This window comes from Mesorhizobium sp. B283B1A (assembly GCF_020165735.1).
In the GTDB taxonomy this organism is placed as follows: Bacteria; Pseudomonadota; Alphaproteobacteria; order Rhizobiales; family Rhizobiaceae; genus Mesorhizobium; species Mesorhizobium opportunistum.
Genome location: NZ_JAIUIQ010000004.1, coordinates 230,269 through 252,322, shown reverse-complemented (window position 1 = coordinate 252,322; position 22,054 = coordinate 230,269). Strand labels below are relative to the sequence as shown.

General features: G+C 58.2%; 19 protein-coding genes. 13 read left to right on the top strand and 6 right to left on the bottom strand.

Going from position 1 to position 22,054, the window contains the following annotated elements:
* The coding region (locus tag LB577_RS05105; RefSeq protein WP_224685810.1) for a PAS domain S-box protein at nucleotides 1-1,427 on the bottom strand (1,427 nt) is incomplete at its 3' end.
* A gap of 416 nt (nucleotides 1,428-1,843) precedes the next feature.
* On the opposite strand from LB577_RS05105, the gene LB577_RS05100 reads away from it, so the two are divergent.
* From LB577_RS05100 to LB577_RS05060, 9 genes are all read left to right on the top strand, one after another.
* On the top strand, nucleotides 1,844-2,218 hold the full coding sequence (locus tag LB577_RS05100; protein ID WP_224685809.1) for a hypothetical protein: 375 nt from the start codon (nucleotides 1,844-1,846) through the stop codon (nucleotides 2,216-2,218).
* On the top strand, nucleotides 2,215-2,583 hold the full coding sequence (locus LB577_RS05095; protein WP_085984554.1) for a response regulator transcription factor: 369 nt from the start codon (nucleotides 2,215-2,217) through the stop codon (nucleotides 2,581-2,583). Before LB577_RS05100 ends, LB577_RS05095 begins: the two co-directional genes overlap by 4 nt.
* A gap of 294 nt (nucleotides 2,584-2,877) precedes the next feature.
* Nucleotides 2,878-3,534, top strand: coding sequence for an MEDS domain-containing protein (locus LB577_RS05090; protein ID WP_224685807.1), 657 nt, complete (start codon nucleotides 2,878-2,880; stop codon nucleotides 3,532-3,534).
* A gap of 1 nt (nucleotide 3,535) precedes the next feature.
* Nucleotides 3,536-6,616: a PAS domain-containing protein gene (locus tag LB577_RS05085; protein ID WP_224685806.1), complete on the top strand. Its 3,081-nt coding sequence runs from the start codon at nucleotides 3,536-3,538 to the stop codon at nucleotides 6,614-6,616.
* Nucleotides 6,613-6,987, top strand: coding sequence for a response regulator (locus LB577_RS05080; protein WP_224685805.1), 375 nt, complete (start codon nucleotides 6,613-6,615; stop codon nucleotides 6,985-6,987). Before LB577_RS05085 ends, LB577_RS05080 begins: the two co-directional genes overlap by 4 nt.
* Before the next feature lie 41 nt (nucleotides 6,988-7,028).
* Nucleotides 7,029-7,688 (top strand): response regulator transcription factor, encoded by a 660-nt coding sequence (locus tag LB577_RS05075; RefSeq protein WP_224685804.1) that lies wholly within the window; start codon nucleotides 7,029-7,031, stop codon nucleotides 7,686-7,688.
* A 293-nt stretch (nucleotides 7,689-7,981) separates the two neighbouring features.
* A complete protein-coding gene (locus LB577_RS05070; RefSeq protein WP_224685819.1) occupies nucleotides 7,982-8,941 on the top strand; it encodes an enoyl-CoA hydratase/isomerase family protein in 960 nt (319 codons plus the stop codon).
* Between the two features lie 67 nt (nucleotides 8,942-9,008).
* Entirely contained in the window at nucleotides 9,009-10,406 is a 1,398-nt protein-coding gene (fumC, locus tag LB577_RS05065; RefSeq protein WP_224685802.1) for a class II fumarate hydratase, read from the top strand.
* Between the two features lie 96 nt (nucleotides 10,407-10,502).
* Nucleotides 10,503-11,306, top strand: a complete 804-nt coding sequence (locus LB577_RS05060) for an MIP/aquaporin family protein (RefSeq protein ID WP_224685801.1) — start codon at nucleotides 10,503-10,505, stop codon at nucleotides 11,304-11,306.
* 70 nt (nucleotides 11,307-11,376) lie between these two features.
* Here LB577_RS05060 and LB577_RS05055 read toward each other — a convergent pair whose 3' ends face one another.
* From LB577_RS05055 to LB577_RS05040, 4 genes are all read right to left on the bottom strand, one after another.
* Nucleotides 11,377-12,972 (bottom strand): MFS transporter, encoded by a 1,596-nt coding sequence (locus tag LB577_RS05055; RefSeq protein ID WP_224685800.1) that lies wholly within the window; start codon nucleotides 12,970-12,972, stop codon nucleotides 11,377-11,379.
* Nucleotides 12,969-14,021: an HlyD family secretion protein gene (locus LB577_RS05050; RefSeq protein ID WP_224685799.1), complete on the bottom strand. Its 1,053-nt coding sequence runs from the start codon at nucleotides 14,019-14,021 to the stop codon at nucleotides 12,969-12,971. Before LB577_RS05050 ends, LB577_RS05055 begins: the two co-directional genes overlap by 4 nt.
* Nucleotides 14,022-14,372: 351 nt before the next feature.
* Nucleotides 14,373-15,446, bottom strand: coding sequence for an MBL fold metallo-hydrolase (locus LB577_RS05045; protein ID WP_224685798.1), 1,074 nt, complete (start codon nucleotides 15,444-15,446; stop codon nucleotides 14,373-14,375).
* 246 nt (nucleotides 15,447-15,692) lie between these two features.
* Nucleotides 15,693-15,992, bottom strand: a complete 300-nt coding sequence (locus tag LB577_RS05040; RefSeq protein ID WP_224685797.1) for a hypothetical protein — start codon at nucleotides 15,990-15,992, stop codon at nucleotides 15,693-15,695.
* 101 nt (nucleotides 15,993-16,093) lie between these two features.
* On the opposite strand from LB577_RS05040, the gene LB577_RS05035 reads away from it, so the two are divergent.
* The 4 genes from LB577_RS05035 (at nucleotide 16,094) to LB577_RS05020 (ending at nucleotide 20,202) form a co-directional block, all read left to right on the top strand.
* Entirely contained in the window at nucleotides 16,094-16,300 is a 207-nt protein-coding gene (locus tag LB577_RS05035; RefSeq protein ID WP_224685796.1) for a hypothetical protein, read from the top strand.
* A gap of 417 nt (nucleotides 16,301-16,717) precedes the next feature.
* A complete protein-coding gene (locus tag LB577_RS05030; RefSeq protein WP_224685795.1) occupies nucleotides 16,718-17,374 on the top strand; it encodes a VOC family protein in 657 nt (218 codons plus the stop codon).
* Between the two features lie 342 nt (nucleotides 17,375-17,716).
* The gene (locus LB577_RS05025) at nucleotides 17,717-19,009 is read left to right on the top strand and encodes an epoxide hydrolase family protein (RefSeq protein WP_224685794.1); all 1,293 of its coding nucleotides are present in this window, start codon (nucleotides 17,717-17,719) and stop codon (nucleotides 19,007-19,009) included.
* A 140-nt stretch (nucleotides 19,010-19,149) separates the two neighbouring features.
* Nucleotides 19,150-20,202 (top strand): alpha/beta fold hydrolase, encoded by a 1,053-nt coding sequence (locus LB577_RS05020; RefSeq protein WP_224685818.1) that lies wholly within the window; start codon nucleotides 19,150-19,152, stop codon nucleotides 20,200-20,202.
* 28 nt (nucleotides 20,203-20,230) lie between these two features.
* On the opposite strand, the gene LB577_RS05015 is transcribed toward LB577_RS05020, so the two are convergent.
* Entirely contained in the window at nucleotides 20,231-21,994 is a 1,764-nt protein-coding gene (locus LB577_RS05015; protein ID WP_224685793.1) for an MOSC and FAD-binding oxidoreductase domain-containing protein, read from the bottom strand.
* Nucleotides 21,995-22,054: the final 60 nt, after the last annotated feature.

Genomic DNA, 22,054 nt, shown 5'->3' with positions numbered 1-22,054 from the left:
GATGCGAGGCACGATTGCCAATACTCAGCCAGACCGCTGGCGTCATCTGGATGAATCGCGGCCGCCCAGGCCCATCCTACCGCCTGGTCGGCTGTGAAGCCCGCATAGTCGAGCCAGCGGTCGTTGAGGAAGTCGCAATACCCGTCCGGCAGGGTAGACCATGCGGATGTCGGAATCGTATTGATGATCTTGCGGAGATTGACTTCGCTGTCCCGCAGCGCCTGGTCTGCGCGTTTGCGATCTTCTATGTCCACATTCGTCCCGTACCATCTGATTATGGTACCCGCCTCATTTCGCAACGGGTTGGCGAGAAACAGGAACCATCGGTACTCTCCATCGAATCGACGAATGCGGGCTTCTGTCGAGACTGGTGTGCCGGATGCGAGGCACGATTGCCAATACTCAGCCAGACCGCTGGCGTCATCTGGATGAATCGCGGCCGCCCAGGCCCATCCCACCGCCTGGTCGGCTGTGAACCCTGCATAGTCGAGCCAGCGGTCGTTGAGGAAGTCGCAATACCCGTCCGGCAGGGTAGACCATGCGGATGTGGGGATCGTATTGATGATCTTGCGGAGACTGACCTCACTCTCCCGCAGTGCCTCTTCGGCCTGCTTCCTATCATGGATATCAATGTGCAAGGCGTACCAGCGCATGATGCGCCCATTTCGATCCCGGAGTGGAAGCCCCCTAATTTGAAACCAGCGATACTTGTTGTCGGCGCCGAGAAGTCGCGCCTCAAGTTCATAAGGCTTCCCCGCCTTTATTGAACGTCTAAAATATTCGACGACGCGCGGAAGATCCGTGGGGTGAATCGTCACCGCTGTCTCCCATCGCTTTATTTCATCCTTAGGTTTGCCGAAGTATCCAGCGATATAGCTGTTTACGGCTGCGATCTCGCCGGTCGACGTCAAAACGGCAATTCCAGCCGGAATGCTGTCCGCTATCAGTTTGGAATCGTCTTCATCTTCGCGGACGGCCACTTCAGATGGCTCTTCAACCGCGATCTCATAGGATTCCTTGGCCAGACGTTTTCGGTCACTCGACAGTTTTAGCTCCTGTACCCTCACGCCCGCTTGGTTTGCGGCTACGTTCAGAACAAGCCTGTCGGTCTGCGATGGAAAATCGACCCTTCTTGACCCTGTGAACAAAACTCCGATGTTGGCCAGTATCCCCAGCCGCAAGGCCGCGACCGATATAGGAACGTCTCCTTGAAAGCTGTTCAGCAATGGCCAATCAGCCAGACCAACCTCGTTTAGTCCGTGAAACTCACGGATGATCGCTTCGGGTGAGACGGCAAATTGCTGGCCTGCACGGGCCACTTCGACGGGTTCCTCGTACGACGATTGGTTCAGTCGAATGTAAGCAAAATCGAGCCTCAGCATATCGACGAGCGTATCGAGTAATTTGCAAACGACTTCGGAAGCCATGTCGCCGCTTAGCAAGATGGGAACCTCAACCAACCTGGCTAGGTTATTCATGCACCGATACAGACGCTCAGTTTCCGCGCTAGCGCCCTCGCGTTGACGTCCCATGTTAAACTGTGATCTCCGAAAAAGCCCCTGCCGGCGACGTTTGTGTCCGTGCCCCGTCGTATCATGTACCCGCCCTCCCAAGATGCTGGCACATACGCGCGAGCGAGTTTGCACCCACTCGGTGCGCTGGTCCATTATGCCTTGGTGTCGGCTCACCAACCAATAGCACTCAGCAACATGGAAAGATCCCGGTCGATACCAAAGTGCTATGGATTCTCTGGCTAAGCAGGGGCACCCTAACCTGTGGTGAGGACGTCATTGCAGGCGATACTGGCTATGAATAAGCGCTCTAAGCGAACTGCGAGATAATGATGACATCCGGCGCTCTCTTGGCTGAGTACAGAGAGCTTCCACTCCGCCGCCTCAAAGATGCAAACGATATGGCCATGCTATGCGGCCTACATGCCGAACTCGATCAGGTTGCCGCACTATTTCTCAAAATCATTTTTACCAGACGCGGGCCCGATAGTGCGCATTTTCTGCCGGAGCGGTCCTGGGTACGTTCGGCTTACCAAGCTGGCGCGGCGGTCGCAGTCAGCATCAGCGTGCCGGCGGCGGGGCGTTTTGCCTTGACGCACTCTGCCTCTTCTTTGTGGCTTGCGTTTCTTTCGCGCAGTGTGAGAATTTCGTCGAACAGCTTTAGGGGCATGCCGCCGAGTTTGGCGGAGAATATCGGAAGCGTATGATGATGGAACGCGCAATTATCGCTGTTGTCGATGATGATGAGTCCGTGCGCGAGGCGCTTCCTGACCTCATTGGCATGTTTGGTCACGGAGCCGAAGCGTTCTCCTCCGCGGAAGAGTTCCTGGCCTCGAGACTAGTCGATCACACCAAGTGCTTGGTCCTTGACATCGCAATGCCAGGGATGTCGGGGATCGAGCTCCAACGCGAGCTGACGCAACAAGGCCGACAGATACCAATTGTTTTTATAACGGCCCATGGAGATGAGCAATTTTGCCGTCGTCTGCGCCAAAGCGGAACAATCGAATGCCTGCTGAAGCCATTCACGGACACTGCACTACTCGATGCGATCAACGCTGTAATGCGCTGACCGCCCGAGCGGACGTCGCTCATGAGCCGGTCCGCCTCCAGCCCGGATCCTAGGCCTTCGGTCTTGTCCACGGATGGTCTTCCCGACCACGATGGCCGCCCTGAAGCAGTGACGCTTCCATCATAACGCGCTGGCACCCGAACCTCACTAGACGCCAAACGGCATGGAGCCCTTTTTTTCGATAAGGGTGTCGATCTCGCCCATCCAAAATCGACACCAACGCATAATAGACGTTCGTGTCGGCCGGGTGCATTCATGGTTCGGAGGTAGGCACGTTCCGCTAGGCGACGCTTCATGAGGAAGACCCCACATCCCATTCCTTTTGCGGGATCCCAACTTGGGGACATGCGTCATGCCTGTGCATTTTTCAACGGCGACGATGATGCCTTTCGTGTGTTGTTTCCCTTCATGCAGGATGGTTTCGCATGCGGCGACAAAATCATTCACATTGTTAATCCAGGCGAGCGCTGCAGGCATTTGCACCGACTAAGGATGGCGGGCATCGACACGACAACTGCGGAGCAAAGCGGTCAGCTTGAATTTCGCACCAACACCGAAGCCTACCTCCGGGACGGTCGGTTCGATCAAGACCGGATGCTGGAGGTCTTTGAAACGCTGGCCAGCGGGAGTGCCGAGAGTGGATTTCCCCTCAGTCGCATTGTCTGCCACATGGATTGGGCCTCCGAGGTGAGGTCGCATATTGACGACCTGGTGGAGTTTGAAGCTCGGGTAAACGACGTATGGTCCCGTCACGATGACGCGGTTATCTGCGTGTACGACTTGGCAAAATTTGGTGGCGATACGGTCGTTGACATCATGCGGACCCATCCGATGATCGTCATTGGCGGCATCTTGCAACAGAATCCATTCTTTATGCCGCCTGAGGACTTCCTTCGCGAGCTCCGTCAACGGCGGCTGGGTCAGGTGTCGCCCGACAAGACGACGAGCTAGCATGGAACCTGCGCTGGCCACCCTTGGCGAAGAGATTCAACGGCTTAAGCGCTCGATGAACGATTTGGTGAGCCTGCTTGCTCTACCCGCCATTTGGGCCGGAGGAAGTCCTCCTCAGATCGCTGAGACCTTGCTTGACGTGCTTGTTGCCATGTTGCCGGTTGATTTTATTTATGTGCGTCTGTTCGACTCGGACACGGAATGGCCGATCGAGATCGCGCGGTTCGCTCATTCGATCGTCCAAGTAAAGCCGGAGGAGATTGGGCGAGCCCTTTATCAGATGTTTGGCGATGCCGCGTCGAAATGGCCGCCGAGCGGGCAGATCCATATTGGAGGCGTCGAGTTCTTCGCTGGGTTGGCGTTGCTCGGCCTGCAAGGAGAGGTCGGTGTCGTGGTCACCGGGTCGCAGAGCTCCGACTTTCCGAACCAGACCGACGGACTTCTCTTGAAAGTTGCCGCAAATCAGGCTGTCGTTGCCCTGCAGGGGGCCCGTCAACTAGGCGAACAGAAGCGACTGGCGTCGGAACTTGACGGGCGTGTTACGAAACGAACAGGTGAACTTGTCGCGGCCAATCAAACGTTGACTCAGGAAGTCGAGGACAGGCGCCGGACGGAAGAAGCACTGCGCAGAAGCGAGGAAGCCCTGGCGGCAAGTCAGCACGATCTGAAGCTGATTATCAATACAATTCCGGCCTTGGCTTGGGCGACTCGCCCAGATGGGTATACCGAGTTTCTGAGCCAGCACTACCTCGACTACGCGGGGCTTTCAGCGGAGCAGGGGCAAGGTTGGGGCTGGACGGCTGCGATCCATCCTGACGACGTGACAGGTCTGCTCGCAGCGTGGAACACGTTCTTGACTTCGGGTGAAGGAGGGGAGGCTGAAGCTCGGTTGCGTGGATCCGATGGGAATTATCGGTGGTTTCTGCTCCGCGCCAATCCGACGCGGGATGAACGCGGCGACGTCGTGAAATGGTATGGGGTGAACGTCGACATCGATGAACGCAAACGCGCCGAGGAAAAAGCAATTGAAGCCGAACGCGAGCTCCAACGAACGGTCGACGGCATTCCAGCCCTGGTTGGGGCTTTCGCGGCCGACGGTACTCGTATTTTTATCAACGAGCGCGGACGTGAATTTACAGGGCTCTCAACCGACGATTTGGCGGGTGGTGGCTGGAGAAGCACGATCCACCCAGATGACATCGAACTCGAAGAGCGCAAATGGCACGAATGTGTCGCGTCCGGAGAACCGTTCGAGCATGAGTACCGCGTGCGTGCAAGTGACGGGACATATCGCTGGCACATTGCCCGTCGCGTGCCGGTCCACGACAAAGCGGGAAAAGTGATCCGATGGTACGGCATCAGTCACGATATTGAGGGTCGTAAAAGGGCGGAAGCTTTTCTCGCCAGCGAAAAGCATTTGCTGGAGATGATCGCGTCGGGCAGTTTGCTTCGGGATGTTCTCAGCGCGTTGTGCGTTTTTGTCGAAGACGCTGCCCCCGACTGCTTCTGTGACGTCCACCTGATAAATTGGAGCAGCTCGACATTCGAATATGCCGTGGCTCCTTCTTTGTCTCCCGACTACATCGCGCCGATTGCCGGCATGCCGGTCGACGGCGATCTGTTGCCATGTGGCATCGCGGCTTATCAAAAAACGCAGGTGGTCGCAGTGGACATGGAATCCGATCCCCGCTGGTATACGTCGCCTGTGCGGCTACATGTTCTGAAGCACGGATACAGGTCGGTGTGGAGCACGCCGATTTGTTCCAGAGAGGGGCGGGTGCTTGCCACCTTTTGCATCGTCCAACGGAAGCCTGCGAGCCCTTCGCCGCACCATCAGGATCTCATCGCGCACGCCACACAGATCGCCAGCATTGCGATCGAACGTTCCCTCATAGAGGCAGCGCTCCGGCGGAGCGAAACGTTGCTTTCGGAAGCACAACGCTTAAGTTCCACCGGCGCGTTCTCCTGGCGCCTGGACACTGACGAGATCGCCTTTTCCGAGGAACTCTATCATATCTTCGAACTCGATCCGAACTCCCCTGTGACGCTTGAGCGGCTGCGTGAGCGAATCCACGCGGATGACCTCCAGTCGCTGTCTGCCCAGATGGCTCGGGTTCGCGCCGGGCAGAGTTATCTGGGCTATGAGATCCGGCTGCGGATGCCGGATAGCAGGGTCAAATATCTACGCACGTTTGGCAGGGTCATTCGTCATCAGGATGACCGCATGGAATGCCTCACCGCGGTTCAGGACGTGACGGAGCGGCGGCAGGCTGAAGAAGCACTTGGCAGGGCCCGATCTGAACTCGCACATGTAACCAGGGTTTCGAGCCTCGGAGTCTTGACCGCTTCGATTGCCCATGAAGTCAGCCAACCGTTGTCGGGGATCATCACCAATGCCAGCACCTGCCTCCGCATGTTGGCAGCCGATCCTCCAAACATTGACGGCGCACGCGAAACCGCCCGGCGAACCATACGCGACGGCAATCTAGCCTCAGATGTAATAACGCGATTGCGCGCTCTCTTCAGCAAGCGAGCTCCTACCGTTCAGTCGGTGGATTTGAACGAGGCGGCAAGGGAGGTGATCGCCTTGTCGTCGGGTGACCTTCAGAGCAGTCGCGTGGTTCTTCAGCCTGAATTTGCGGAGGGTCTGCCGCTCGTTGCGGGAGATCGTGTCCAGCTTCAGCAGGTGATCATGAATCTGCTGCGCAACGCAGTGGACGCCATGAACGGGGTCGATGATCGCCCCAGGCAGTTGATAATCAAGACCGAGCCCGATGAAGATGACCATGTGCGCTTATCTGTACGGGATTCCGGCACGGGTTTCGGCCCAGATAATGCGGAGCGGCTCTTTGAACCTTTCTACACCACCAAGAATGAAGGCATGGGGATGGGATTGTCCGTTAGCCGTTCCATCATCGAGAGCCACTGCGGGCGTCTATGGGCAGCGGCAAATGATGGCCCGGGAGTGACGTTCACGTTTTCTGTGCCCGAATACTCCAGAGAGCGATCGTCTGTGCAGGATGTGAGTGTTGGTACGGCGTCCGCGGTCGGTGGTGTTCGAAGATCGGTGGGAGCGAGATGAAGCCTGCGGGTGCACTGGTCTCAGTTGTTGACGACGATAAATCGGTGCGCGAGTCCTTACCAGATTTGCTCAAGGAGCTGGGCTTCAGGGTGGACACATTCGCTTCGGCAGCGGAGTTTCTGGCGTCTGACAGCATCCACGAAACCAAGTGCCTGGTTCTCGATGTGACCATGCCCGTCATGACAGGCCCCGAACTGCAAGAGGAACTAGCGCGTCGCGGGCAAGAGATTCCGATCGTCTACATTACCGCGCAGCGGAGCAGCGCCATGCGGCTTCGTCTCATCGAACAGGGTGCGGTCGAGTGTTTGTTCAAGCCGTTCAGCGACAGGACCCTTCAGGAGGCTCTACAACTGGCGGTCTGTAAGCCTTGAAGGTGGTGATTGTTAATGCCGGTCTAGGAGGATAATTTGCCATGTACACGGGTGGAGCAGCTGAACTGGGCAGCGTCGCAATGTCGGACGAAGCATCCGTGGTGTTTATTGTAGACGACGACGTTTCGGTGCGCGAATCGTTAGAGTTGCTAATCTGCTCGTCGGGTTGGCGGCCGCAGACCTTCGGTTCAGCAAAAGAATTCCTCGATCGACCCCAGGTAGCCCTGGTTTCGAGCTGTCTCATCCTGGACGTCAATCTGCCGGATCTGAGTGGGCTCGACCTGCAGAGTCTGATGGCTAGCGAGCGTACCCCCATGCCCATCATCTTCATAACCGGCTACGGCGACGTACCAATGACAGTCAAGGCGATGAAGGCTGGGGCTGTCGAGTTTTTGACCAAACCATTCAACGACGAGGAACTTTTGAGTGCGATCACGCTGGCACTGGAAAGAAGCAAGACCGCGCTTGCTCTCGACTCTGAATTCCAGGCCCTCAAGGATCGCCATGTGTCGCTTAGCCGTCGCGAACAAGAGGTTATGACGCTGGTTGTCTCGGGTCTATTGAACAAACAAATCGGCTTTGAGCTTGGTATCAGCGAGATCACAGTCAAGGCACATCGTGGCCAAGCTATGCGCAAAATGCAGGCTCGCTCACTGGCCCAGCTGGTGAACATGGCGGCCCGACTGGGCATCGCTCAGTAGAGGCTTTTCTCGGCGCCTGGCGTATTGATTCATACGTCATCGCCGGATGGGACCCCATCAATCCCAAGGTATTGACGACACCATCGTACTATCGCCTCGCCGGCGATATTCGTACATCTATTTTGACGTGCAAGGTCGACTGAAATATAAATTGAAGATCGGACTTGGGGCGGGCGAAGAGACGCCATGGTGGATGGTTTTTACGTATCGGGATGACTTAACGCAGCCCATGGCGCCGCTGTTTGGTTATGTTGGATGTTGCGAATTTTAACATTTGGCGAGGTAAAGTGGCCATGAAGTATTGTAAGATTCAGAAGTCGGTATTGTTGTTTTCCGTTGTCGCCGTCCTGCAAGGACCCGCGTATGTTTTCGGAGAGGAATCAAAGTTGCCCAGCGCTGCTAGCGCACCGCCTGCAGCGACACTGAGCACAACGACGGGGAAGATCCGCCTGACACGCAAGAGCGAGGCCTACTGGGAAGTCACTTTCAACAATCCTCCACTCAATATCGTCGGCCCGTCCGAAGTCCGCGAGCTTGCAAAAATTGTTGGTCAGATCGAAGCCGACGGGAGGGTCAAGGTCGTGGTGTTTGACAGCGCGGTCCCGGGCTATTTCATCGCTCACTACGACCTGCTAGGTCCCCTTAAGGATTCCACCGGCATGGAGCCCGGGCCAACGGGCATGCATCCCGTGCCTGACGTCATGGTACGCATAAGCCGGCTGAAGGCTGCGACGATTGTTTCAATTCGGGGGCGGGCGAGTGGCATAGGCAGCGAGCTTGCGCTCGCGGCGGATATGCGTTTTGCAAGTCGAGAGAAAGCGGTTGTGTCGCAGTTTGAAGTCGGCGCCGGCTTTGTTCCTGGAGGCGGCCCTATGGCGCGGCTGCCTCGGCTGGTCGGCCGCGGCCGCGCCATGGAGATGTTGATCGGTGCCGAGGGCTTTGATGGCGAACTTGCCGAGCGCTATGGTTATGTGAATCGGGCGTTGCCCGATTCACAATTGGACAGTTTTGTCGACGCCTTGGCGACGCGGATTGCGTCGTTCGACGGGCAGGCGATTGCCGACTCCAAGACTCTGATCAACCAAGCTAGCCTGCCACCGGATTCTGAGATGCAGCCGGGGTGGGACGCGTTCATCACTTCCGTACAACGGCCTTCGGCCCAGGCGCGTCTGAAGGTGCTCGTCGAGGAAGGACTGCAGCGGCCCGGGAACGTCGAGAGAAACCTCAACGAATATACAGCCAAGTATCGGTAGCGGTTGCGGAGACTGGGAATCAACGGAGCAACGTCAAGGGTTGTGAAGAGGACGGACCGTGAGTCGCATGCGCAAGGAGACCGACAGTCTGGGTGAGGTAGACGTCCCAGCCCACAAGCTTTGGGGAGCCCAGACGCAGAGGTCTCTCCATCATTTTTCCATCGGGAGAGATCTGATCCCGCGCGAAATGATAACAGCTTATGCGGTGCTGAAGAAAGCCGCTGCCAACGCCAATCATGCAGGCGGACGGCTCGATGCTCAAGTCCATCGACTGATTGTCCAGGCATGTGACGAGATCTTGGCGGGGCAGCATCAGGACATGTTTCCGCTCCACGTGTGGATGACGGGCAGCGGCACTCAGTTCAACATGAACGTTAATGAGGTGATTTCTAACCGGTGCTGCCAGCTGGCCGGGACCGTCCTCGGCAGTAAGACACCAGTTCATCCAAACGACCATGTCAATATGGCGCAATCGTCGAACGATTCATTTCCGTCCGCGATGAACATCGCGACCTCGACCAACGCCAAACGGCGCTTGATCCCGGCTGTCAAGCAGCTTGCGGAAGCTATCCGCTCCAAGTCCGAGGAGTGGAAAGACATCGTCAAGGTCGGCCGCACCCATATGCAGGATGCAACGCCGCTGACTTTGGGCCAGGAATGGTCTGGATATGCCGAAATGCTTACCGACAACCTGGATCGGCTCGAGAGTTCACTGGGCGGCATCTATCGGCTCGCCCTCGGCGGGACGGCGGTTGGCACCGGGATCAATTCCGCACCAGGTTTCGCAGAAGCCGCCGCGTCCGAAATCGCTAGGCAAACCCAGCTTCCGTTTGTAACCGCGCCCAACAAGTTCGCTGTCCAGGGCGCACATGACGCCCTGGTACAGTTTTCTGGCACGATGCGCACGCTGGCAACTTCACTTTACAAGATAGGCAACGACATTCGTCTCATGTCGTGCGGACCCCGAACAGGCTTTGCCGAACTTGTAATACCGCAGAACGAGCCGGGCTCCTCGATTATGCCCGGCAAGGTGAATCCCACCCAGGCCGAAGCGCTAACCATGGCTGCCGTGCAGGTGATGGCCAATGATGTTGCAGTGGGGTTCGGCGGGGCCGGTGGATATCTCGAGATGAACGTCTATAAGCCACTGATCATCCACAACATCACCCACTCGATCACGATCGTCACCGACAGCTGCACGAACTTCCGTAGGTTCCTGGTCGAGGGTACGCAGCCCAACAGGAAGAAGATTGCCCAGGATGTCCGCGATTCGCTGATGCTCGTTACCGCACTCTCGCCTGTGGTCGGTTATGACAAAGCTTCAAAGATTGCGCACTATGCGATGGACAACGATCTCACACTGAGGGCGGCTGCTCTGAAGCTCGGCCTCGTTTCCGAAGCAGTGTTCGACCGCGTGGTTGAACCAGAAATGATGGTGAGACCCTACGTCGCGACATCCGCATAGGTGAGCGTTCGCTCGTCCACACAACGTACAGGCGGCCGCTGCCGGCCTGGCCAGGGCGTTCATCGCCTTCACTTAGTTATTCCCAGGAGGATATCCATGAGCACCCATCCTGTTGGCCTCGGCGAGGCCGCTCTCGCACTGCAGATCGGCGAGCCTCGGTTCAACGCAGACTGGAAAAGTCCCGGACATCGGTTCCGGCGCCTATTGTCAGAATTTATCGGTACTGCAGGATTGACGTTCGTGCTGTCAGCCGGTGCAGCCATTCTGGTTTTGCACGGCGGGATAAAGGTTGAGCCCATCGTCACTGCCTTCATCCTGTCGGCGATTTCTGCACTATGGCTGGTCGCAGCGATCTATTTTCTCGGCGACATTAGTTCGCACTTTAATCCCGCCATGACATTAGCGTTTGCCTTGCGCGGCGATATGGGTTGGCCGATGTGCGCGGCCTACGTCGTTGTGCAGCTCATTGCCGCCGCGGCGGGATCATTTCTTGCTCGTTCATTCTTCGGCATCGAAGGCAATCTCGCGGCCACGATTCCGCAACCTGAACAACTCATCCAAGCGGTGTTCTTCGAGGCCATTCTGACATTTGGAATGGTTTTGATGGTGATCTCGATGGCAAACGGCCCGAAGCTCAATGGCCAGTTTATCCCTATCGCCGTGGGTGCGTACGTGATGTCGCTAGGAACCCTGGGTGGCCCCTACGAAGGAGCGGCGATGAACCCTGCCCGTGCTTTCGGGCCCGACCTGGCGCGAGGCGATCTGTCCACGTGGTGGGTCTACGTCGTCGGACCGGTCGCCGGCACGATTGTTGCCGTATTGGCTGCCAAGGTTCTCCGAGGCCCAGCCAATGCTCAGGAAGCCCAGGCGGCTATGGGAACGCCGCAGGACGAGGCCTGAGTCAGGTCGACTATTTTTTCGTCATCCATTGAGGACACATGTCTCACCGGCGTTTCCCAGCAATAGCAGCCTAGATCCTCGATAAACCTTGGGCCGAAGATCGACGGCCAAGAACCCTCCTGGCGATGACCAGGCAAGGCGCCGCGATCAAGAACAACAGGACAAGCGCGAAGAAGGCCTCATTGAAGGAAATGGCGATCGCCTGCCTGTCGACAGCCTGCCGTAGAAGCGATAGCGCGGCCCTACCAGAGACAACACTGTCGAGGCCCCTGGCGGCAAGTTGGCCCGCCACGGCCTTCAGACGCTCTTCGAGGGAGACGTCGCCAATGGCCAGATGGGATGCCATGATTGTCCTGTTATAAGCAAGTTGTCGATCGAGATAAGTTTGCAGCAGAGCGGTGCCCGTCAGACCACCAACCTGTTTGCCAAGAGCGAAAAGACCGATGCCGAACGGCAGGGCCTTGGCAGGAAGCCGCATTAAGGCAAACAGCGTCAGGCTGATGAACAGGAGACCCAGCCCAAAGCCGCGCAGGAGCAGTGGAAACTCCAGATCCACAGTCCCGCTGTCGCTTGTCGAACCCGACAGGAACCACATTGACGAGGCGAAAAACACGACGCCGACAGGGGCCAAAGCAAGCGGATTTATTCCGCATTTCTGAACGCCGACTCCGGCAACCAGCAGTGTGCAACCCAAGATTACTCCACTCGGCAAGAGAAGTGTTCCAGCATCTGTAGCCGTGAAAGCGAGAACGTTTAGGGCAAAGGCCGGGATGAGAAAGGCGCTGCCGGACAAGGCGAATCCGGCTACCAGACTGACGACAAGTGCGAAGCGAAAGTCGGGATCACCCAAAGGCGACGTGGGGAGGATCGAACGGTCCGATGCAAATTCAAATTCCCACAGCAGCAGGAGGATGACCGCCAGCAGGCCGCTCAGGGTGAAAAGGGTGATGTGCCCGTCGTCGAACCAATTGAACCTGCTGCCTTGTTGCGACACATACGTCAAAGATGCGGCGGCGAGTCCAGCTAGCGCGACCTGGGGATAGGGGAGGCGGATCTTGTCGCGGAACGTTTGCCTGCGGTCCGCCGCGAGCATGACCAGGGCGACGATACCGACCGGCACGTTGCTCAGGAATATCCAGTCCCATGACAAGTGGTCGACAAGCCAACCTTGCAGCGCTGGCGTCACGGTTGTCGGGGCCATGACCGAGCCAAGGGCCAAAACAGCTTGCACTATCGGTTGCTGACGGGTCGGGAAGCGCAAGAACAGCAGCGTCTGGCCTGCCACGAGCACAGTCGCGCCGGCAAAACCCTGAACGATGCGGCAGAAGTCAATCCAGGCAATATCGGCGGAAGAGATCATTGCAGCGGACGCCAAGAGAAGCGCGACCGCGCCGGCGCGCAAACAGGGCGTAGGCTTCAGCGCGGCAACAAACAGCGGCGCGACCAAAAAACCGGTCAGCTTGGCCGCGAGAAAGGCGATGTCGAAAGTCGCGAATTCGTCGATCGTGGCATGTATGTCGCCCAGCATATCCAGGCGCCCGATTGAGAGCGCCGTGCTGGCGATCGAATCCATGACGGCGGTTAGTACAACTCCGATCAAGACCAACGCGTCGCCCAGCGCTCCGGGCTTCGCCACTAAGTGTCGCGGTTCGACCTGACGGCTCATTGTGCCGCACCGGGCCGCTTTCGGGCAACGTCGCCGGCCGGGTTCGAAGAGGTGGTTGCGGGATCGGTTGCTCGGCCCACCCGGACAGCAATGCGAGCTGAAAGTCCAGGAACCAGCCGACCAGGCAACGGATTGTGTGTAAGTCTTATCTTGACTGGAACGCGCTGAACGACGCGGATGAAGTTACCGGTCGCATTGTCCGGTGGCAGCACGCTGAAGGCAGCTCCGCTACCCGGGGCGAAGCTATCGACGACACCATCAATCTGAACACCAGGGTACTCGTCAATCATCACCCGAACTGGCTGCCCGATTTCCATTCGATCTAGCTGGGTCTCCTTGAAATTGGCGACGACCCAAACATCTTGTACCGGAACGATGTCCATCGCCGGAGTGCCGGGAGTGACATACCGCCCGACGCGAACTTGCCGGTTGCCGACGACACCGTCGATTGGCGACTGGATGAGAGTGTTGGCAAGATCCATCCGGGCCAGGCTGACAGACGCTTTCGCCTGTGCCATCGCTGCTTGGGCGCCGGCAAGTTGCGCCTCGAGCACGCCAAGCCTGAGCTTCTGCGCCAGAGTATTGGCCGCCGCGGCTTTATCTGCAGCCTCGGCTTTTGCGAACCCGGTCTGCGCATCTTGGAGTTTTTGTTCGCTGGCCGTTCCGCTCTTTTGGAGCGCGGTGTAGCGGTCAAGATTGGCTCTCGCGAACAGCAGATCCGCTGAGACTGACCGCTCCTGTGCCGTCGCTTGTCCGATCAATGCATCTTGCAGTTTCTGCGTTGCTTCAATGTTTGCGATATCGGCCTGTCGCGTGGACAGAGTGGCAATGGCTTGGTCAAGTTTCGCGCGGTAGTCACTGTCGTCGATGCGAAACAGCAAATTCCCCTTGCGAACGCCGGCGTTGTCTCCAACCGGGACTTCCACCACATAGCCGGAGAGCTTGGGCGCGATGCTCGTTATATCGCCGCGCAGATAAGCGTTGTCGGTGGTTTCCTCGAAACGGCCGTGAAAATACCATTGCCAGGCCCAGGCTGCCGACAGCGACATCGTTACAGCCGCGACCACCAGGATAGCGACCTTCCGGGCCCGACCTATCGGCGCCCGCGTTGATGCAGGCGAGGCCACAGGACCGAATGCGCGAGATGCCGCTGGTTGCGATTGGTCATCACTCTCCAACGTCGGTTGCGCGGGTACAAAGCCTTCAACTCGGAGCATCTCAACGATCCAATCTCCAACATGTGGCTAGTCGACTTGCAAGTTTGCGTGGTGGTTCCCGGGATCACCGACCAGTCGCCATGTCGGCTGCTGCTCCGGTAAATCCCTTGGACCACCCGCACCACCTCCCGGCGGGACCGCCCATAACGACCACTCGGCCTGAACCTTCGGATTTGTAAGCCTTCAGTCGATACGAAGGCTCTGCTCCATCGCGTAGCACTGGTCCCAGATGAACACGTCATACCCGGCCAGTCGGGACTGCCACTTGGGCGTGACCGCATTGACGCATTTCACGACGACCCGATCGATATAGTTGTCGTAGACCGCCCAGAGGTTGCCCCTGTCTTCTGCTTCCATTTCTTCGCCGGGGGGTGTTGACTTCAGCGCAGCAGCGGCCGCGGCCTTCAGATCATTCATGAATTCGAGCTGAGTACGGACATCGGAATGCGTGCCCACGCGATTGACATGACCCCCGACAAGGGTCTCGAACGGCAAGGTGTCGATATAGGCCACCTGGTCGAAGTAGCCGGGGATGTCCTTGGCAAGTGCGAAGCGACGCCAGGGCATCCAGCCGGGAAAGATCACGTCCACCACCATCAACACCTTCTGTTCTGGAGCATAGATGAAGATGTTGCCCGGCTCATGGGGACTGCTGCCGGGATAGCTCAGCTCAAGAACCTGACTTCCGACCTTCAAGATATAGTGATCCTTGAAGGTGACGGTCGGTAGAGGGCGCCTGGGATCTTTCGCCCGTTCGAGCAGCCTCAGGGTTTCTTCCTGGGCGATGATAATTGGATGGCCGCCGAGATCGTTCGCGCCGCCAATATGATCCACGTGCGCATGGCTGTAGACCACATGTGTGATAGCCCGATCGGTCACCTCGGCGATCGCCTGGCGTATGTGAGCCGAGTACCCCGGAGGGGCGTCGATCACAACCACACCCGTTTCATACACCAGGAACATCGACTGGTACCCGTTGTCGGTGACCATGTAGAGGCCACGACCCAGCTTTTGGCTCCGGTATCCCTTCTTCGGGTCGATGGCCGGGGTTACGTCTTCCTTAGGAATCGGAAGGTAGTGATCGACGCGCGAGCCTATCGGCGCCAACGACGGCATGCCCTGGTAAGGGGCGCCAGGCTGTCCTGGCAAGGTGTCGGCGCAGGCGCCGCCGATTGGCGCCAAGCCGAATCCAATAGTGAGCATAAGGCAACCGGCGTTCGCCGCTGCCCTCGAGAGAGCGGAACGGTAGAGAAGCATAACAAATCTCCTATTTTTGAATATTGTTTGTCGGGGACGATTTGTCGGTAAATCAAAGGTTTTGCTGGTCTCGGATATCGCGGATACTTTGATTTCAAAATTCCCCTACGAACTCGTCACGATTGTGAGAAAGCGAAACTCACTGACCCGGCAATCCGCTCGAACCGATGCGATAGGCCGATTCACCTGGTACCTCGAACAACAGTGGCGGGCAGTGAGCCCACCACTCTCCGGTCGGAACGGCTTTCAATGGCCGTGGCCAAGAGCATTCAGATCAGCACAGAATTCCGCATAAGGTTTGGTCATCCCCGCGTCCTGGCATTCTCTTATCATCGCCTTGCGCTTGGCCATCGGTAGGGTTTCCAGCGCTGCCCTGAACCTGCTCCTCATAACCGGATCGGTATGGGTCGGACCCTTGATGGAACCGGTGTAGGTAGACGACTGCTGGTTGATCGAGTCGATCACATCAAGTGCGCCGGCAAATGCGCTTCCCCCGATTGCTGAGAGTGCAAATGCTGTGACGAAACATTTAGCTCTAACGTTCATGACGTGTTCCTTTTCCTCAATGGGGCAGTCGCCGAGCCGACAATCGCCACGACGACCTATCGATACTTTGCCCGACCAGGATTTTGACGGGATGAAGCGTTATGTATCTGCAGGTCGTAGCGAAGCTATTGTTCGATGGTGTTGCCGATACTTTGGCATTGATCGGTCGGGAAATGCTGATCCGAGGTGCGCGGGCCGGATGCCGCGAAAGGATTCGCTACGATCGACCGTTCTTGCTCAGCTCTCCAATTGCTTCCCGCCATGTGCAGGAACGTCTTTGGCGCAATGCCAATGCCCACGCCGCCTGAGGGCCGATACCAAAGCGTCATGGACCTCGTACTTCCAGCGACCCACAATTTCGGTTTGAGCGGGACATCGTTTCATCTACGCGTGTCACCCCAGAGGTAGATCTTAGATTTGTTCTCAACCGATCGGATGAGGCTGGAGTCATGCCAAGGAGATCATTGTTGCCTGCAGAGCGCGAGTTCCTTGCGGCATTGGCGACCGTGGGGATCGTCGGCGCCCCTCCCGGAACGCTCAAGATATGGATCGAAGACGACTCTGCGCGAGCAGGCATGCGCCATGGGGAGGCTGCTGCTCGCTCCAGTCATCGTGTGCAGTGGAAGGCCGCACACCGATACCATCGGGCAATTGATGCGGTTGCGCTGCTCTGCTCTCGTGTACGCGTTTGGGCGGGTATTGCCGGCGAACCGAGGGAGCTCGATATGAGCAATGATGTAGTGCGCACCGAAGCCGCGAAAAAGCGCCAGGAACCGCCGGCAGTCGACATGAGGCTCGAGGTCGTTGTCATTCCTGTTTCGAATGCCGACCGGGCCAAGCGATTCTACGGTAACTTGGGTTGGAGGCTCGACGCCGACTTTGCCGTCGGTGACACATTTCGGGTCGTCCAGTTCACGCCCCCGGGCTCCCCGGCCTCGATCCACTTCGGCATCGGCCTCACGTCCGCCATGCCCGGTTCGGTACAGGGGCTCTATCTCGTTGTCTCCGATATCGAAGCGGCGCACGCCGAACTCGTGGCTCGCGGGGTCGACGCAAGCGAAGTGTCATACCGTACAGGGCCTGGACAGCCGGCGATCAAAGGCAGGGATCCGGAGCGGCGAACCTACAACTCTTTCACTTCGTTCAACGATCCCGACGGCAATGCCTGGCTGTTACAGGAAATCACCACGAGACTCCCCGGACGCATCGATGCCGATACCAGGTTTACCGCGCCGGCCGAACTTGCAGCCGCGCTCCGACGCGCGGCGGGAGCCCATGGTGAGCATGAGAAGCGGACCGGAGGACAAAGGGATGAGAACTGGCCCGATTGGTACGCCGAGTACATGGTAGCGGAGCAGGCCGGTAAACCGCTGCCGACCTGAGCGGTGGTGTAGCCGCGCACGTGGGCGACAGGGACGATGCCCACGAACGCGTCTAAGGATGCGCGGGGTCGATCATTGAAGTTTGTAGTGTTCCGGCAATGGAGTTGCTGCTCGTCGCCGGTCGGCATCACGGTCATCGGAAGATGGTATCGACGCATAGCGGTTGTATTTTCGTGAATAATACACGGTGCGTAACGTCCGGGAATGAAATCGTCACGGCTGCACACGATTTTCTCTGACTGACCAGAAAGTATTGCCGATACCATGGTGCGATAGACTTGCGCACATCGGATATAGATCTTGCAATTGCTGTCCGCATAAAACACGACCGAGGAAGAAATAATGTCAGCGATATCGCTATCACCAACTCGGCGCGATGTCATTGTTGGAGCTACCGCAGTTGGAGCTGTCAATCTGGTGCCAAAAGCGTTGCGGGCAGCGGCCGGAGAAGAATCCATCCGCCCGTTCAGTATCCATGTCCCGACTTGGGCGCTTGCAGATCTCCGCAGGCGCATCAAAGCGGTACGATGGCCGGAGAGGGAGACCGTCAATGATCGATCGCAAGGCGTCCAACTGGCAAAGCTTCAAACGCTCGTTGACTACTGGGGCAGCCGGTACGACTGGCGCAAGGTGGAGGCCAAACTGAACAAGTTGCCGCAGTTCATCACCTGCGTTGACGGATTGGATGTTCAGTTCGCGCACGTTCGGTCACCGCACGAAGGGGCAATGCCCTTGCTTATGACCCATGGTTGGCCCGGCTCGATTGTGGAATTTTTGAAGGTCATTGGTCCGCTGACCAATCCGACTGTGCACGGGGGGCGGGCAGAAGATGCATTCCATCTCGTGCTTCCAACTATGCCGGGTTACGGCTTCTCGGGTAAGCCGACCGCGACCGGTTGGGCTCCGGCGCGGATGGCTGCCGCGTTTCATGAGTTGATGCTCAGGCTGGAATACACCGGGTACGTCTCGCAGGGAGGCGACTGGGGCGCGATTGTCTCGCAGTCGTTGGCCGTTCAGGCTCCGAAAGGTCTTCTCGGCATTCACATTAATATGCCAGGGACTGTACCTCTCGACATTGTTCGGCATCTCCGCAATTTCGACCCGGCGCCGGCGGAATTATCGGACCGGGAGAAGAGTGCCTACGATCGGCTGCTGCACTTCTATCGCGACGGTTTTGGCTACGCGGCGATGATGAACCAGAGCCCGCAGACCATCGGCTATGCCCTCTGCGACTCTCCGGTCGCAATGGCAGCTTACTTCTACGAGAAGTTCTCCGAGTGGACGGATAGCGGGGGAGAGCCAGAACGGATCTTCACCTACAACGAGATGCTGGATGCCATCTCTTTCTACTGGTTTACCAACTCGGGAGCCTCATCGTCGCGATCGTATTGGGAAGGCGCGCAAGCAGGCGGTGGCCCGTTCGACGCGTTTGACATCCCGAAGGTCCCTGTGGCGGTCACCGTGTATCCGGCCGAGATCTACCGCGCACCGCGGAGTTGGGGCGAGAGAAGCTTCCGCAACCTCATTTACTGGAATGAAGTGGATAGAGGCGGGCATTTCGCGGCGTGGGAGCAGCCTTACGTTTTCTGTGCCGAGCTAAGAGAGGCGTTCAGATCGCTACGCCGATCAATCTGAGGCGAAAGAGGCGATCCTCCCCCCATCGCCTTCGCCCAGTAGCGCGGCCGGGTCGCCTCCCGCCCGGCCGCGCATTTGAGTTGCAGGTGAGGCAAGAAGACACGGATCATTTCCCTGAGGAGGCTTGAAACATGAATGGCGTGCCCCAACAAATCGACCACAATCGCCGTCGCCTACTCGGCACGGCCGTTGCGGCTATGACTGCGTTCGAGCTCGGGACAGAGAGGCCCGCGGCGGCGAGATCCTCTGTCGATCACGCAAGCAAGGGTCTCGCGACCAAAGCGACACAAGAGTTGCTGGGTTCTTTGAGGCAGATCGACGCCGGAATGCTTAACATCGGATACGCGGATATGGGATCGCGAACCGCGGCGCCGGTGGTCCTGCTCCATGGCTGGCCATACGACATCCAGACCTATGCCGGTGTCGCGCCTTTGTTGGTCTCCAAAGGCTATCGCGTGATTGTTCCATATCTGCGCGGATACGGCACAACACGGTTCCTTTCGGACAATACGATGCGCAACGGTCAGCAGTCGGCAGTTGCCCTGGACGTCGTTGCGCTGATGGATGCCCTCGGAATTGAACGGGCAATTATTGCCGGCTGTGACTGGGGCGCCCGAACGGCCAATATAGTGGCAGCGCTATGGCCAGAACGCTGCAAGGCCATGGTCTCGGTGAGCGGCTATCTGATCGGCAGTCAGCAGGCAGGCAGGCAGCCGCTGCCACCGAGCGCGGAATTGCAATGGTGGTATCAGTACTATTTTGCGACCGACCGCGGGCAGGCTGGCTATGGGAAATTTACTCGCGAATTCGCAAAGCTGATCTGGCGTCTCGCCTCGCCGCGATGGGATTTCGACGATGCGACCTTCGACCGTAGCGCGCTCGCCTTCGACAATCCCGATCATGTCGCGATTGTGATACATAACTACCGTTGGCGTCTCGGCCTCGCGGAGGGCGAACCTCAATATGAGAACCTGGAGAAGCGGCTTGCGCAGGCGCCCGTCATCACCGTGCCTACAATCACGCTGGAGGGCGACGCTAATGGTGCGCCTCACCCGGAAGCCAGCGCCTACGCGAAGATGTTCTCAGGAAGGTACTCTCACCGCCTGATCACGGGCGGCATAGGGCACAATCTGCCGCAGGAAGCGCCGCGCGCCTTCGCCGAGGCAGTAATCGAGCTCGGTGCGGGGACATGACTGTCCGACAAGTCCTGTCTGGCTACCTTTAGAGATCAAGGACGACGTCGCCACTGGGCTGGGAACAGCAGATCAAGGTGGTGCCGCTTGTCGGCGGCTCGATTGGATCAGGCCGAAAGGCAACCGTTCCGGCCACAAGGCCAGTCTGGCAAATGTGACAAACGCCCGTGCGGCACGACCATCGCGTGGGGACGTCGCAGGCTTCAGCAAGTTCAAGCAGACTCTGGAATCCTGCCCCCCAATGGACGCTCAAGCCACTCCGTGCGAACGAAACCAGAGGTCCCGTGCCGGCCGATTCCGCAGGTGGATGGGGCCGCCGGCTCGGGGATGTAGCAATACCCGGTGTACTCGAAGGACCTGGGCCGAACGGCTCCGTATGGATTGCGTCTGCGGCGACACCCCAGGCTGCAAGCGCTGCGCTCAGGTCGCCCATAAACGCAGATGGCCCGCAGAGATAGAAATTCCCATGGCGCGGAACGTCGAGTTTTCGAAGCACCTCGATATTCAGGTGTCCCGCGGCATCAAAATCGACACCTTGCCTGTCCTCGCGATCGGGCGCGCTGTAGCTTACATGGCTGTGACTGTGCGGCAGGTCTTTCAGCAAGTCTCGAACCTCTTGAGCGAAAACATGTTCGTTGCCACATCGAGCTCCGTGGAGCCACCAGACTTCCCTTGTCGAACCCGTTGCGGCCAACGCATGGAGCATCGCAATCACGGGCGTCGCACCCACCCCGGCACTTAGAAGCACGATTGGACCATCGCCTGGGCGCAGAGTGAAGCTGCCGCGTGGTGCGCTGACGTCCAGCACGTCTCCCATTTCGACCCGGTCATCAATGTAGGCACTCGCCACACCTTGGACTTCCCGTTTTACGCTTATTCGGTAGTAGGGCTCACCAGGTTCACTCGACAAAGAATAACTGCGCATAACGGCCGGGGCGTCGGGCGTCACTTGCAGGCGCAGCACGACAAACTGTCCAGGAAGCGCTGCTGTGAGGCGAGACCCATCGACGGACTCCAGGACCAGCGATATCACACTGATGCTCTCGCGGATCTTGTGCACCACACGCAGCGGGCGAAATCCTGTCCACGCAGGAGGTGGTTCAGACACCGGATCAAGCCCCGCATTGGCTGTCGTGGCATCACGGTCGTTGTTTTGTGAGAGCAACGCCCGGAAGGATCCCTGCCAGCCTTCGCTGAGCGCGGGGATGCGCAATGCTCGCTCAATCTGGCTGCGAGGATGACTGGGCAAATATAGCAGGGCATTGACCTCCGACACGGTCATTTGCTCAGGGCCGTTCCCGACCTGGACGATTTCGTCTCCAGCCTCGACCTGGCCTTCCTCCAGGACGCGCAGATAGAAGCCGGGCCTGCCTCGCGCAACCAGCAGCGCGGCCATACGCGGCTCATTCATGCGAATACCGATCCGGTAACAAGTGACGCGCGGTTGGGTCACTTCGAACAAGGCGCTCCCAATCCGGTAGCGATCGCCGATGCACACATCATGGTCCGGTAGGCCATCGATTGTGAAGTTCTCGCCAAACTGTCCGTAGGAAAAATTGTTGCGGCCCAGCTCGCGTTGCCAATACTGGTAGGATTCCGATTGATAGACCAGAACGGCCCGCTGCTCGCCGCCGTGCCCTGCCATATCTCCCTGCCTGTCGCCATCGACGTTGAGCCGTCGTACCTGGCGTGGGCCCTGAACTGATGTTTTCCAGACTGCGGTGTCGACGGTCCTTCCGTTCCAAGGAATGCCACGCGGCAAACCCACATTGACCGACAACAAGCGAGCCATCACAGCGTCCTTTCTGCCACCCACTCTGCGCCAGCTGCGCTCGGCGAGCCCTCATCGAGG